Source organism: Nonomuraea aridisoli (assembly GCF_003236395.1).
Lineage (GTDB): Bacteria > Actinomycetota > Actinomycetes > Streptosporangiales > Streptosporangiaceae > Nonomuraea > Nonomuraea aridisoli.
In genome coordinates, this window is sequence record NZ_POUD01000015.1 from 52,187 (window position 1) to 66,615 (window position 14,429).

Annotated in this window: 12 protein-coding genes; 3 read left to right on the forward strand and 9 right to left on the reverse strand. The window is 70.9% G+C overall.

Annotated elements, in window-relative coordinates; translation table 11 throughout:
• The first annotated feature begins 197 nt into the window (after positions 1–197).
• Positions 198–1,385 carry a metal-dependent hydrolase family protein gene (locus C1J01_RS06250; protein ID WP_111176965.1) on the forward strand — a complete coding sequence of 396 codons (1,188 nt, stop codon included), beginning with the start codon at positions 198–200 and terminating at the stop codon, positions 1,383–1,385.
• On the opposite strand, the gene C1J01_RS06255 is transcribed toward C1J01_RS06250, so the two are convergent.
• A complete protein-coding gene (locus tag C1J01_RS06255) occupies positions 1,350–2,492 on the reverse strand; it encodes a PucR family transcriptional regulator (protein WP_111176967.1) in 1,143 nt (380 codons plus the stop codon). The genes C1J01_RS06250 and C1J01_RS06255 overlap by 36 nt on opposite strands.
• A gap of 88 nt (positions 2,493–2,580) precedes the next feature.
• Between C1J01_RS06255 and C1J01_RS06260 the strand changes: the two genes are divergently transcribed.
• Positions 2,581–3,552 (forward strand): adenosine deaminase, encoded by a 972-nt coding sequence (locus C1J01_RS06260; RefSeq protein WP_220039763.1) that lies wholly within the window; start codon positions 2,581–2,583, stop codon positions 3,550–3,552.
• 25 nt (positions 3,553–3,577) lie between these two features.
• On the opposite strand, the gene C1J01_RS06265 is transcribed toward C1J01_RS06260, so the two are convergent.
• From C1J01_RS06265 to C1J01_RS06300, 8 genes are all read right to left on the reverse strand, one after another.
• Positions 3,578–3,832, reverse strand: coding sequence for a hypothetical protein (locus C1J01_RS06265; RefSeq protein ID WP_111176971.1), 255 nt, complete (start codon positions 3,830–3,832; stop codon positions 3,578–3,580).
• Between the two features lie 336 nt (positions 3,833–4,168).
• Entirely contained in the window at positions 4,169–4,936 is a 768-nt protein-coding gene (gene map, locus C1J01_RS06270) for a type I methionyl aminopeptidase (RefSeq protein ID WP_111176973.1), read from the reverse strand.
• A gap of 57 nt (positions 4,937–4,993) precedes the next feature.
• Entirely contained in the window at positions 4,994–5,953 is a 960-nt protein-coding gene (locus C1J01_RS06275; RefSeq protein WP_111176975.1) for an NAD(P)-dependent alcohol dehydrogenase, read from the reverse strand.
• Positions 5,954–6,112: 159 nt separating this feature from the next.
• On the reverse strand, positions 6,113–7,096 hold the full coding sequence (ilvC, locus tag C1J01_RS06280) for a ketol-acid reductoisomerase (RefSeq protein ID WP_111176995.1): 984 nt from the start codon (positions 7,094–7,096) through the stop codon (positions 6,113–6,115).
• Between the two features lie 23 nt (positions 7,097–7,119).
• Positions 7,120–7,644 (reverse strand): acetolactate synthase small subunit, encoded by a 525-nt coding sequence (gene ilvN, locus C1J01_RS06285; RefSeq protein WP_111176977.1) that lies wholly within the window; start codon positions 7,642–7,644, stop codon positions 7,120–7,122.
• A complete protein-coding gene (locus tag C1J01_RS06290; RefSeq protein WP_111176979.1) occupies positions 7,641–9,377 on the reverse strand; it encodes an acetolactate synthase large subunit in 1,737 nt (578 codons plus the stop codon). The genes ilvN and C1J01_RS06290 overlap by 4 nt, the downstream gene beginning before the upstream one ends.
• A 205-nt stretch (positions 9,378–9,582) precedes the next feature.
• Positions 9,583–12,201 (reverse strand): putative bifunctional diguanylate cyclase/phosphodiesterase, encoded by a 2,619-nt coding sequence (locus tag C1J01_RS06295; protein WP_235854289.1) that lies wholly within the window; start codon positions 12,199–12,201, stop codon positions 9,583–9,585.
• Positions 12,202–12,437: 236 nt separating this feature from the next.
• A complete protein-coding gene (locus C1J01_RS06300; RefSeq protein ID WP_111176981.1) occupies positions 12,438–13,346 on the reverse strand; it encodes a 2-hydroxyacid dehydrogenase in 909 nt (302 codons plus the stop codon).
• Positions 13,347–13,375: 29 nt separating this feature from the next.
• Here C1J01_RS06300 and C1J01_RS06305 point away from each other — a divergent pair, with 29 nt between their 5' ends.
• On the forward strand, positions 13,376–14,428 hold the full coding sequence (locus C1J01_RS06305) for a PQQ-dependent sugar dehydrogenase (protein ID WP_438943093.1): 1,053 nt from the start codon (positions 13,376–13,378) through the stop codon (positions 14,426–14,428).
• Position 14,429 lies beyond the last annotated feature (1 nt).

The window sequence follows — 14,429 nt, forward strand, 5'->3', positions numbered from 1 at the left end:
AACGTGCAGGTCAGGAAGGTATCGACCGATTATTACCATCATGTGACGATGGTTCGGGCCTGGCGGAGCGTCCGGGCAGCCTACAACCGGGAACCCGGGAAAACCGCTGGCGGGCCTCGTAGGTCCCTACGAGAGCGGCCGGTGAGGACCGTAGATCCCTCCAGCCGCTCCGGGCCTCGGGTAGCGTCGGGCTGGTCATGAGACTCGACGGAATCCCCCTGTGGGACGGTACCGAATACCGCGGCCCCGCCGACCTGAGCTGGGAGCCCGACCGGATCCTCGACGTGAGTCCCGCGCCCCCGCGGCACGACGACCTGTGCGTGATCCCGGGCCTGGTCGACACGCACGTCCACCTCGTCGGGTACGCCGGCCCCGGCGACCCGCCCGACTTCGCGACCTGGCCGCTGACCACCACCCGCGACGAGCAGGTGCTGCACGGCCTCGCCCACGCCCAGCAGGCGATGCGCCACGGCGTGACGACGCTGCGCGACCTGGCCGGCGACGAGGCCCAGATCGCGCTGCGCCGCGTCTTCGACGCCGGGGTGCTGCCCGGGCCGCGCATCCAGGTGCACGGCGTGGTGGGGATGACCGCCGGGCACAACGACCTGTTCGTGCCCCCCGCGGTGCCCGTCCCGCTCAGGAAGCCGGTGGCCGACGGCCCCGACGAGTGCCGCAAGCTCGTACGCACCTGGGCCCGGGCCGGCATGGACGGCATCAAGCTCACCACCAGCGGCGGCGTCCTGTCGATCGGCGACAGGAACCGCTGGCGCAACTACACCCGCGACGAGATCCGCGCGGTCGTCGACGAGGCCCACGCCCTCGGCATGCCGGTCGCCGCCCACGCCCACTCCGAGGACGGCATCCGCGTCGCCGTCGAGGAGGGCGTCGACTCGATCGAGCACGGCACGCTCATGAGCACCGACCTGGCCGAGGCGCTGGCCGCCCGCGGCACGCCGGTGGCCCCGACGCTGCTCATCAACGAGGCCATCGCGCAGGGCCGCGTCCCGGTCACGCCGGAGGCGCGGGCCAAGGCCGCCGAGCTGGTCGCCACCCGCGACGTCCTGCTGGCCCAGGCCGCCGCGCTCGGCGTGCGGTTCGTGCTCGGCACCGACGCCAACGGCCACCACGTGCGCTTCGGCGACCAGCTCGCCGAGGTCGTCCACATGACGCGGGTGCTCGGCCTGGACGCCGGCGCGGCGCTGCGCGCGGCCACCTCCGACGCCGCCGACGCGATCGGCGCGCCCGTGGGCCGGGTCAGGCCCGGCCTCGGCGCCGACCTGGTCGTGCTGCGCGGCCGCCCGTGGGAGCGCATCGAGGACCTGGCCGTGGCCAACATCGTGGCCGTGGTCTCACGGGGCCGCGTCGTCGCGGGCGCCCTGCCCTGACCGCAGCGCCAGATACAGGTCCGTACGGTCGCGCATCGACGACATCCGCCGCCCGGTGAGCTCCTCGATGCGCTGCATCCGGTAGCGCAGGGTGTTGACGTGCACGTACAGCTCGTCGGCGGCGCGCTGCCAGGAGCCGCACGTCTCCAGGAAGACGTCCAGGGTGCGCAGCAGCTCAGAGCCGTGCCGCGCGTCGTACTCCTCGACGGGGCCGAGCAGGTGGTCGCGGAACGAGCGCCGCACGTTCGCCGGCAGCGCGGCCAGCAGCAGGTCGAAGTTGTCGATGTCGGCGACCGACATGATCGAGACCGGTCCCGGGCCGTTCCGTGCCGACTCCATGCCGCGCCGGGCCGTCTCCAGGGCCTCGCCGAGCTGCGAGACGCTGGCGGTCATCTCGCTGATGCCGGCCGCGATGCTCGTGCCCGGCAGGGCCGCGATCAGGCCGCGCAGCTCGTCGGCCAGGCTCTTGCGCGAGGCCCGGCCGTTGACCAGCACGATCGCCTCGCGCGGCGTGCCGCCCACGACGAGGTGGCGGCCCTTCCTGGCCAGTCCCTCGTGCAGCACCTCGGGCAGGTCGATCTCGGCGCCGCCGGTCAGCGTGACCGCCATGGCCGCCGTCGGCAGCCCGGGGTCGGCGCCGAGCAGCCGCAGGTGCGCCGACACCTCGCCGGGCGGGATCTGGCCCAGCACGTCGAGCAGCGTCTGCGCCCTGGCCCGCTCGGCCCTGCGCTGCTCGGCGGCGAACCCCTCGACGGTCACCACCTCGCTGATCGCCCCGAACGACTGGTCGGGGGCGGCCAGCAGCAGCGGCAGCCGCCGGCGTTCGCACGCCTTGACCAGCTGGTCCGGCAGCTCGCCGAGCACGATGAGGCCGACGACCAGGCCGGCGACGTCGCTGGCCCACAGCGCGTCGGCGAAGCGCTCGCAGTCGGCCGGCTCGCCGTACCAGACACCGCTGGTGAGCACCAGGTCGCCCGGCTGCAGGTAGCGACGGGGATCGGGCAGGTCCGTCGGGTACGCGCGCCGGATCTCGCGATCGAGCCCGACCTCGCCCGTGACCAGGCTCAGCCGTAGGTCCTCGCGTGCGAGCAGATCGGCCAGCCTCATGAAATCTGATGTTATGCCAGGTCAACGGGTGATAGTTCAGAGGTTCGCACGATACCTCCAACCTTCTTGGTCGGGTTTACTCGTCGTCATGCGTCCCAAAGCGGAACTCCACCTGCACATCGAGGGCACCCTTGAGCCCGAGCTCGTCGTCGAGCTGGCCCGGCGTAACCGGATCGACCTGCCGACCTTCGACGTGGAGGCCATCCGGGCGCGCTACTCGTTCGCGAATCTGCAGGCGTTCCTGGACGTCTACTACGAGAACATGGCGGTCCTCCGTACCGAGCAGGACTTCTACGACCTCGCCACCGCCTACCTGCGGCGGGCGGCGGCGCAGGGGGTGCGGCACGCGGAGATCTTCTTCGACCCGCAGGCGCACCTGAGCCGGGGCGTGCCGCTGGAGGTGGTGTTCGGCGGGTTGTCGGAGGCGCTGAAGGACGGCGGGCTGTCGGCGGCGCTGATCCTGTGCTTCCTGCGTGACCGGGGCGCGGAGGAGGCCGAGGAGGTGCTGCGCGCGGCGCTGCCGTACCGGGACCGGTTCATCGGGGTGGGGCTGGACTCGGCCGAGGTGGGCTATCCGCCGTCGTTGTTCCGGCGGGTGTTCGACGTCGCCGCCGCCGAGGGGCTGCACCGGGTGGCGCACGCGGGCGAGGAGGGCGGCCCCGACTACGTGTGGGAGGCGCTGGACGTGCTGCGGGTGGAGCGGGTGGACCACGGCATCAGGGCGATGGAGGACCCGCAACTGGTGGCCCGCCTGCGCGAGGAGCGGATCCCGCTGACGGTGTGCCCGCTGTCGAACGTACGGCTGCGCGCGGTGCCGTCCCTGCGCGACCACATCCTGCCCGCGATGCTGGACGAGGGGCTGGTGGTGACCGTCAACTCCGACGACCCCGCCTACTTCGGCGGCTACGTGGAGGACAACTACGCGGCGCTGCGGCAGGAGCTGGGGATGACCGACGCCCAGCTCGACCGGATCGCGCGCAACTCCTTCGACGCGGCCTTCACAGAAGTCCGTACGGACACAGTTAAGGGGCCCACCCCTGCGGGCAGGCCCCTTAACTAGGTTGTTCAGCCTATGAGGACTGAGTTCAGCGCGACGAGCACTCGACGGTGTCCGCGGCGGTGCCGAGGAGGAGCCCGCTCAGGAGCTCGTCGGTGTCGACGTTGATCAGGCCGTTGGTGTTGTTCTCAACCTCACGGCCGAAGACGTTCTCGTCGCCGCAGACGAAGAAGGCCTTGTCCGCGTCGTCGTGGCCCTGCGGCCAGTCGTTGGCGAGGGCGGAGCCGCCCGTCAGAACCAGCCCTCCGACGACCCCGGCGAGGATGAGCCCTGTCTTGAACATGAATGTATCTCCTCTGATACCGATTGACTACGCTCCGTAGCTACCGGGGGAAGATCTGCCCTGCGGTCTGATTCGAGAAACCGTGAGATCTTTATCCTTAACCAGCCCGTGTGCAACGCCTGTACAAAACCCAAACCGAGATCACGCGCTTTGGTGATCACGTGTGGCGGACCCGGCGCCCGGGCGGCGATCACATGACCTTTTCCCGACCATGGCGCAGAGCCCCCGAGCGAATGCCGCCTGGAGGAGGGTTCATGGTCACACGCGCCGTACGCCCCATTCCATTACCCTTGAACGCCGTTCTGAACTCGGCCGAATTCCCAGATATGCCCCTTACTACGGCAGGGTGAGGATGACCGGACCGTCGTCGGTGATGGCCACCGTGTGCTCGACATGGACGCTCCTGCTGCCGTCGGCCGAGCACACCGACCAGCCGTCGGAGTCCATGACGTACTCGTCGCCGCCGCCCGCCATGAGGCTGGGCTCGATCGCGATCACCAGCCCCGGCCGCAGCCGCAGCCCACGCCCCTGGCGGGCCTCGTTGGGGACGAACGGCGACTCGTGCATGGCCCGGCCGATGCCATGGCCGCCGAAGTCGTTCTGCATGCCGTAGCCGGCGCCACGGCCGACGGTGGACATGGCGTGGCCGATGTCGCCCATCCGGCCACCGGGCAGGGCCGCCTCGATGCCCGCGGCCAGCGTCTCCTCGGCGACCCTGATGAGCTTGAGGTCGTCGGCGCGCGGGTGCCCGACCGTGAAGCTGACCGTGCCGTCGGCGTGCCAGCCGTCGACGTAGGCGGCGCAGTCGATGCTGATCAGGTCGCCGTCGCGCAGCCGGTACGCCGTGGGCAGCCCGTGCAGCATGACGCCGTTGACCGAGGTGCAGATCACCCCCGGGTACGGCATCGCGCCGAACGACGGGTGGTAGCCGAGGAACGACGCCCCCGCCTTCGCCTCCTCGATGACCGCCCTGGCCACCTGGTCGAGTTGTTCGAGCGACACTCCGACGGCCGCGTGCTCTCGCACCGCCGCGTGGACGGCGGCGACCACGCGGCCGGCCTGCCGCATCGCGTCGATTTCTCCGGCTGACTTGAGTTCGATCACGGACCCTCCCGGCTTTCGATAACTATACCGGTATTATTATCACGGACCAGGGGGTGGTCAGACGGTGATGACGACCTTGCCGTGGGCGTGGCCTCGCTCGGCGTACGCGACGGCTTCGGCGGTCTCGGCCAGCGGGTGGATCCGGTCGATGACCGGGGTGATCTTGCCCGATTCGAGCAGGTCGCGCAGGGTGTCGAGGTCGGCCGCGTTCTCGCGCGTGACGAACGTGGCGAACCGCTGGCGGACGAAGGGGTTGAGCAGCTTCACCGTGATGATGCGGCCCATCGGGCCGAACCAGCGGCCGCCGGAGCCGCTGTTGGGGATGAGGACGCCCTCCGGGGCGAGCGCGCGCCGGCAGTCGGCGAGAGAACGGTTGCCCACGTTGTCGAGGATCAGGTCGTAGCGCCGGCCCGTACGGGAGAAGTCCTCCTTGGTGTAGTCGACGACGTCGGCGCCGAGCGAGCGGACGAGGGCGGCGCCGCCTGGGCCGCACACGCCGGTCACCTCGGCCCCGTACGCCCTGGCGAGCTGCACCGCGAACGTTCCGATCCCGCCCGCCGCGCCGTTCACCAGCACCCGCCGCCCGGCCCCGGCCTCGTCGCGCAGGGCGCGCAGCGCCGTCATGCCGGACGTGGGGACGGCCGCCGCCTGCTCGTACGTCAGCCCGGCCGGTTTGCGCGTCAGCGGCCCGGTCTCGCGGACGGTGACGTACTCGGCGAAGGCGCCACGGACGCAGCCGTAGACCTCGTCGCCGGGGCGGAACCGGGTGACCGTCCCGCCCACCGCCTCGACCTCGCCCGCCAGGTCGTTGCCCAGCCCGTGGACCTTCGGCCGGGTCAGCCCGGCGACGGCGCGCAGGACGTACGGAGTGCCGCGCATGAGAAACAGGTCGCCCGGGTTGACCGCGGCCGCCCGCACCCGGACGAGCACCTCGTCGTCGCCCACCTCGGGCTTGGGGACGTCGGTGAGCCGCAGGACGTCAGGCGGCCCGTAAGCCTCGTAGCGGATGGCCTTCACGGAGATCGCGCCCCCTCTTACACATGGAAGAAATTTCTGGCATGTGAAAGACGCTAGCTCCGCGAGGGCCGGCACGCACGGACTCAGCGGCCGGGCCACCGGCAAGAGAAGAGCGCGGCGGGCGGAGGTGCTCCCCCGCCCGCCGCGCTCGTGACACGGTCAGGCCTTGAGCCAGCTCATCATCGGGCGGAGCTTGGCGCCGGTCTTCTCGATCGCATCCTCGGCCAGCTCGGCGCGGTAACGCTTGAACTCCTGCTGGCCGCCGTCGAACTCCTCGACGAGCTGCCGGGCGAAGGTGCCGTCCTGGACCTCGGCCAGGATGCGGCGCATCTCCTGACGCGTCTCGTCGTTGACGACGCGCGGGCCGCGGGTGTAGCCGCCGTACTCGGCCGTGTCGGAGACCGACCAGTACATCTTCGAGATGCCGCCCTCGTACATGAGGTCGACGATGAGCTTCATCTCGTGCAGGCACTCGAAGTAGGCGACCTCGGGCTGGTAGCCGGCCTCGATGAGCGTGTCGAAGCCCGCCTTGATCAGCTCGGAGACGCCGCCGCACAGCACGGCCTGCTCGCCGAACAGGTCGGTCTCCGTCTCCTCCTTGAACGTGGTGCGCAGCGCGCCGGCCCGCGTGCCGCCGATGCCCTTGGCGTACGACAGCGCGAGGTCGAGCGCCTTGCCCGAGGCGTCCTTCTCGACGGCCACGAGCACGGGCACGCCGCGGCCGGCCTCGAACTGGCGGCGGACCAGGTGGCCCGGGCCCTTCGGGGCGACCATGCAGACGTCGACGCCCTCGGGCGCCTCGATGAGGCCGTAGCGGATGTTGAGGCCGTGGCCGAAGAACAGCGCGTCCCCCTCGACGAGGTTGGGGGCGACGTGCTCGGCGTACAGGTGGCGCTGGATGTGGTCGGGCGCGAGGATCATCGTGAGGTTGGCCTCTTCGACGGCCTCGGCCGGGGTGAGCACGCGCAGGCCGTCGTTCTCGGCCTTCTCGCGGCTCTTGGAGCCCTCCGGCAGGCCGACGCGCACGTCCACGCCGGAGTCGCGGAGCGAGAGCGCGTGGGCGTGGCCCTGGCTGCCGTACCCCAGCACGGCCACGTGGCGTCCCTGGATGATCGACAGGTCGGCCTGGTCGTCGTAGTAAATATCGGTCACTTGCTCTAAACCTTTCAGGCGGTACGGTCCAATGCCCTGAGGGACCGGTCGGTGATGGAACGGGCGCCGCGGCCGATGGCCACCATGCCCGACTGGACGAGTTCTTTGATCCCGAACGGCTCGAGGACCTTGATGAACGCCTCGAGCTTGTCGTGGGTGCCGGTGACCTCGATGGTCACGGCGTCGGCCGCCACGTCGACGCAGCGCGCCCGGAAGAGCTGGACGAGCTCCAGCACGTGGGAGCGGCTCTCGGCGTCGGCCTTGACCTTGATCAGCATCAGCTCACGCTGCACCGACTGCGACGGGTCGAGCTCGACGATCTTCAGGACGTTCACCAGCTTGTTGAGCTGCTTGGTGACCTGCTCCAGCGGCAGCTCCTCGACGTTCACCACGATGGTGATGCGGGAGATGTCGTCGTGCTCGGTGGGCCCGACCGCCAGCGAGTCGATGTTGAACCCGCGGCGGCTGAACAGCGCAGACACCCGCGCGAGGACACCCGGCTTGTTCTCGACAAGCACCGACAGCGTGTGTCTGGTCATTCCTCGTTCTCCCACTTCGGCGCCATGTTGATGGCGATCTGGATGGTGTCGTTGCTGGCGCCACCGGCGATCATGGGCCAGACCATGGCGTCCTGGTGGACGACGAAGTCGATCACGACGGGCACGTCGTTGATCTCCATGGCCTTCTCGATCACGGCGTCCACGTCCTCCGGACGCTCACAGCGCAGGCCCACACAACCATAGGCCTCGGCCAGCTTGACGAAGTCGGGAATGCGGCGCGTGGTCTGCAGGTCGGTGTTGGAGTAACGCTCGTCGTAGAAGAGCGTCTGCCACTGCCGCACCATGCCGAGATTACCGTTGTTGATCACGGCGATCTTGATCGGCACCCCCTCGATGGCGCAGGTGGCGAGCTCCTGGTTGGTCATCTGGAAGCAGCCGTCGCCGTCGATGGCCCACACCGTGGCGTCGGGGCGGCCCATCTTGGCGCCCATCGCGGCCGGCACGGCGAAGCCCATCGTGCCGAGGCCACCCGAGTTGATGAACGTGCCGGGCTTCTCGTAGTCGATGAACTGCGCGGCCCACATCTGGTGCTGGCCGACGCCGGAGACGTAGTACGCCTCGGGGCCGACGATCGCGCTCAGCCGCTCCATCACGTACTGCGGGGCCAGGGAGCCGTCCTCGGCCGTGTCGTAGCCCAGCGGGTAGGTCTCCTTGAGGCCGTTGAGCAGCTTCCACCAGTCGCTGTAGTCGCCCTTCTGGCCGGAGGCCCGGATCGCGGCGATCAGGTCGGTGATGACCTCTTTGCAGTCGCCGACGATCGGCACGTCGGCGTGGCGGTTCTTGGAGATCTCGGCCGGGTCGATGTCGGCGTGCACGACCTTCGCGTGCGGCGCGAACGACGACAGGTCACCGGTCACCCGGTCGTCGAAGCGCACGCCCAGGCCGATGATCAGGTCGGACTTCTGCAGCGCCCCGACCGCCGAGACGCTGCCGTGCATGCCCGGCATGCCGAGGTGCTGCGGGTGGCCGTCGGGGAACGTGCCGCGCGCCATCAGCGTGGTCACCACCGGGATGTCCGCCAGCTCGGCGAGCTCCAGCAGCTCGGCCGAGGCGCGGGCCTTGTGCACGCCGCCGCCGACGTACAGGACCGGGCGCCTGGACTCGGCGATCAGCTTGGCGGCCTCGCGGATCTGCTTGGAGTGGGGCCGGGTGACGGGGCGGTAGCCGGGCAGCTGCATGGTGGGCGGCCAGCGGAACTCGGTCTCCGCCTGCAGGGCGTCCTTGGAGATGTCCACGAGAACGGGGCCCGGCCGGCCGGTGGAGGCGATGTGGAAGGCCTCCATGATCGTACGGGGGATGTCGTCGGGGTCGGTGACCAGGAAGTTGTGCTTCGTGATCGGCATGGTGATGCCGGAGATGTCGGACTCCTGGAACGCGTCCGTGCCGATCATCGACGACGCCACCTGGCCGGTGATCGCCACGATCGGCACCGAGTCCATGAACGCGTCGGCGATCGGCGTCACCAGGTTGGTCGCCCCCGGGCCGCTCGTCGCCATGCACACCCCGACCCTGCCGGTGGCCTGCGCGTAACCCTCGGCCGCGTGCCCCGCGCCCTGCTCATGCCGTACGAGCACGTGCCGGACCTTGGTCGAGTCGTAGAGAGGATCGTAGGCCGGGAGGATGGCACCGCCCGGGATCCCGAACACTGTGTCGACTCCCACGTGCTCCAGCGCCCTGACCAGGGCCTGTGCACCTGTCATCCGTTCGGTCATCGGCTCGTTCCTTGCGTGGCTACTCGCTTAAGGACATAAAAAATGCCCCGTCCCACCGAACGGCGGGGCTGGGGCGGCGCGCAGGTCGTCGTGCTTCGCTATCGGCCCGCGCGCCGGCGAAGTACTACGAGAATCTCACTGCGAAGCATGCTCAACACCATAGCCGCTCCGAACGCCCCGGTGTCAACTTGGTGGACACCACGTCTCAAACAGTGAGACTCGTCCGCATCAGCGAGTCGACCCCGCGCGCCGCCATCGGACGCGCGACCAGGAAGCCCTGGCCGCGCGTGCAGCCCATCTGCTTGAGCAGCTCGAGCTGTTCGGGACGCTCGATGCCCTCGGCCACCACGGTGAGCCCGAGGTCGTGGCCGAGCCGCACGATCGTCCGGGTGAGCAGGGTCAGCGTGTCGTCGCTGCCCAGCCCCGCCACGAACGACGGATCTATCTTGATCATGTCGACCGGCAGCTGCCGCAGGAACGCGAGCGACGCGTAGCCCGTGCCGAAGTCGTCGATGGCCAGCCGCACACCGAGCGAGCGCAGCTCCGACAGGCGCCGGACGGTCTCGTCGGCGTCCTCGACCAGCATCTCCTCGATGACTTCCAGGGTCAGCGCCGAGGCGGGCAGCCCGCTCTCGGCCAGCGCCTCCGCCACGGTCTCGACGAATCTGGGCGCGGTGATCTGGCGCGCCGACAGGTTGAGCGACAGCCCGATGTCCCACGACGAGGCCCGCCAGGCGGCCACCTCGCGGCACGCCTCGCGCAGGATCCACTCGCCCAGCGGCACGATGAGCCCGGTGTCCTCGGCCGGGCCGAGGAACTGCTCCGGCGGCACGAACTCCGAGCCGCGCAACCAGCGCACCAGGGCCTCCACCGCCGTCACCCGCGAGGTGGCCAGGTCGACCACCGGCTGGTACTCGATCGCGAACTGCTGCTCGATCAGCGCCCGCTGCAGGTCGGCCGCGAGCTCCAGGCGGCGTACGACGTCGGCGTGCATCTGGGCGGCGAACACCTCGACGCGCCGGCCGCCCAGCGCCTTAGAGCGTGCCATCGCCACGTCGGCATTGCGGATGAGGTCGCCGGCCGGCATGTCGTCCTCGGTGAAGGCCACGCCGACGCTCGCCGTGAGCGCCACGTCGCGGTCGGCCACCCGGAACGGCTCCTGCGAGACCGTGCGCACCAGCCGCTCGGCCAGGTCGACGGCCACCTGCGCCTCGCCGCCGGTCTCCACCAGCACCGCGAACTCGTCGCCGCCCCACCGGGCCAGCGTGTCGTCGGCGCGTACGGCGCCGCGCAGCCGGCGGGCCGCCTGGCCGAGCAGGTAGTCGCCGCTGGCGTGGCCGACCGAGTCGTTGACCGAGGTGAACCCGTCGAGGTCGAGGAAGATGACCGCGACGTTGCCCGACGTGCGGCCGGAGAGCACCTCGCGGGTGCGCTCCTCGAAGTAGGCGCGGTTGGGCAGGCCCGTGACGCCGTCGTGGAACGTCAGGTGGGCGACCTGGTTGCGCAGGGCCTCCTGGTCGCTGACGTCTCTGGTGGTCACCAGCATGAGCTCGTCGCCGCCGACGTGGCGGGTGGCGACCGACTCGGTGGGCCGCCACGTGCCGTCGGCCGCGCGCACGCGGCAGGCGATCAGGCACGCGCCCGGCGACGGGGTCTCCTCGTCGGGGTGCATCGCGCGCATGGCGAGCTGGATGCCCGGCACGTCCTCCGGGTGGATGTAGTCGAAGATCGAGCCGCCGACCAGCTCGTCGGGAGGGTAGCCGTACGTGACCTCGACGCCGGGGCCCATCTCGTGGACGACGCCGTCGTGGTCGCAGATGAACACCACGTCGCCGGTGCTCTCGGCCAGCTCCCTGAGCTGGCGCTCGCCGGTGCGGACCAGGCCGCGCAGCCGGGAGTTGACCGCGGCGAGCACGAACAGGCGCACGAGCAGGAGCAGCACCACCGACACCGCGACCACCACGACGCCCGTCACGGGCTGCCCCGGCCGGCCGCCCGCCAGGTGGGCGAGCATCGTGCAGGCGGCCACGGACACCAGCACGAGCGGCGCCAGCGCGACGGCATGGCCGATCACGGCGCGGCCGGCCACCCGCGGGCGCGGACCCCACGGGACCGCCGCGAGCAGCAGGAACACGACGGGCGCGAGCATGACGCTCCACAACTGCGGCTCGCCGTCGCGCAGCCGGGCGACCGCCGTGCCGACCCCGGCCACGGTCATCGCGACCAGCACGCCCGCGCCGGCCACGCCGAGCAGCCAGGAGGACGACTTGCCGGTGAGCACCGGCGGGATCACGGCGCACGTCACCAGCAGCGCGAGCATCGGCGGCAGCAGGGCGAGCGTGAACGTGCCGGCGTCGCCCGTGTCGGCGTAGACCGACCGCAGCGCCACCACCCAGCCGACGAGGAAGATCGACGCCGTGCACAGGTAGGCGTCGCTCAGGCGCCGCAGGGCCGAGGCCGCGGGGAACACGCGGTCGGCCGCCACCAGCGCGCCGCCCGCCGTGACGACCGTACCGAGCAGCACGAACATGTCGGCGAAGTTGACGACGAAGCTCTCGGCGAACGGCCGCAGCGCCACCCCGGCGGCCCAGATGACGGCGCCGCCGCCCATCCAGCGTGCGGCCGAGGCCGTCTGACGGTCCGTGGCCGCCCGGCGTACCGAGACGACCAGCAGGGACGCGGCGGCGACCAGCGCCGCGAGGCCTCCGGCGACCGCGCCGGTGACCGAGGCAGGAGCGTGCGCCAGGAGCGCGGCGGCGACCGCCACCACGCCTGCGGCCGCTGCGGCGGCCGGCGGCACCCGTGGATCACGCCAGCGGATCACAGTCGTTGCCCATCCCGTCTCGTACTCTGCACCTGCGACCGCCGAAGTCCGGTCGATCACTTCGCCAGTGTGTGCGGTCGTGGGTGCGCGGGTGGTGACAACGCCGATGTCGTCACCGATCTGATAACCACACAGACCAATTGCCGCCAAGAACTCCTTGACAGTGAGTCAGGAACTTCCCGCAAGCGCAACCGTACGCACCGAAGGTCACGGACCTGACACTTTCCGGAATCCTCTCAGTACGCTTCGGTGATGACGTTGATCAGCTGCTCACCGGCGAGATAACGCTCCAGCTGGGCGCGCAGGAGGCGCAGCATGCGCCGCCCGGAGGCCGGGGTGCTGCCCGCGACGTGGGGGGTGATCAGCACGCCGGGCGCGGTCCAGAGCGGGTGGCCCTCGGGCAGCGGCTCGGGCGCGGTCACGTCGAGCGCGGCCCGCAGCCTGCCGGACTTGAGCTCCGCGACCAGGGCGTCGGTGTCGACGACGCCGCCCCGCGCGGCGTTGACCAGCACCGCGCCGTCCTTCATCCGGGCGAGGAACTTGGCGTCCACCATCCCCGCCGTGTCGGGCGTGGCCGGCACGAGCAGCACGACGACGTCGGCCGCGGGCAGCAGCGCGGGCAGCTCCTCCATGGCGTGCACGCCGTCGCGGGCGCTCCTCGCCACCCGGACGACCTCCACCTCGAAGCCGGCCAGGCGGCGCTCGAGCGCGGCGCCGATGGAGCCGTAGCCGAGGATGAGCACCGTCGAGTCGGCCAGCACGCCGGTGTGGCGGTAGGTCCACTCGCCGCGGCGCTGGGCGTCGACGAAGGCGGGGAACTCCCTGAGCACCGCGATCATCGCTCCGACCGCCCACTCGGCGGTGCCGGCGTCGTGGACGCCGCGCGCGTTGCACAACACCGCGCCCTGCGGCATGTGCGGCCGGTACGCGTCCACGCCCGCGGTCACGGTCTGCAGCAGCCGCAGCGAGGTCATCCTGGCCAGCGTCGCGGGCACGTCCGGCACGCCGAGCAGCGGCGGGATCCACACCTCGACGTCCGCCACGCCTTCCGGCATCGGGGACGTGCCGTCGTACACCACGCATTCGACCCCCGGAAGGTCACCAAGCGCGTCGGCCACCGCATCGGACGGAACCCAGGTCTTCATGCCGAGAACCTTACGACTCCGAGGGAAGTATGGAACACATGAGGAAGCTCTGGACGATCATGCTCATGGCCGTTGTCACCGCGTGTTCCGCAGGTGGCGAGGTGTCGCCCACGGCGTCCGTGTCGGCCCAGGCCGCCCCCGGAGAGCCGAAGGACGTGGCGACGAACTTGTCGGTGCCGTGGGGGATCGCGTTCCTGCCCGGCGGCGACGCGCTGGTGACCGAGCGCGACACCGCCCGCCTGCTGCGGGTGAGCCCGGCCGGCGACGTACGGGAGCTGGCCACGATCGAGGGGGTGCGGCCCGACGGCGAGGGCGGGCTGATGGGCGTGGCCGTGCGGGGCGACCAGGTCTTCCTCTACTACACGGCGGAGCAGGACAACCGGATCGTCCGCTACCGGCTGACCGGCGACACCCTGGCGGAGCCTCGGGTGATCGTGCGGGGCATCCCGAAGGGCGGCATCCACAACGGCGGGCGGCTCGCGTTCGGGCCCGACGGGCATCTGTACGCCACCACCGGCGAGGTCGGCGACGGCGAGCTCGCCCAGCAGCGCGACTCGCTCGGCGGCAAGATCCTGCGCATGACCCCGGACGGGGCGCCGGCGCCGGGCAACCCGTTCGGCACGCTCGTCTACAGCTACGGGCACCGCAACGTCCAGGGGCTGGCCTGGGACCCGTCCGGGCGGCTGTACGCCTCGGAGTTCGGCGCCAACGCCTACGACGAGATCAACCTGATCAGGGCGGGGGCGAACTACGGGTGGCCCGAGGTCGAGGGGCGCGGTGACGACCCGCGCTTCGTGAACCCGATCCTCACCTGGACCACCGCCGAGGCCTCGCCCTCGGGGATGGTGTACGCGGACGGGTCGCTGTGGGTGGGGGCGCTGCGCGGCGAACGGCTCTGGCAGGTCCCCTTGGGGCAGGACGGCTCGGCCGGCCGCCCGGTGGCCCACCTGACGGACCGCTACGGCCGTCTGCGCGCCGTCGCCACCGCCCCCGACGGCACGCTGTGGGTCGGCACCAGCAACAAGGACGGCCGCGGCTCCCCCCGCCAAGGCGACGACCGCATCCTCTCGCTCACCCCCTGAC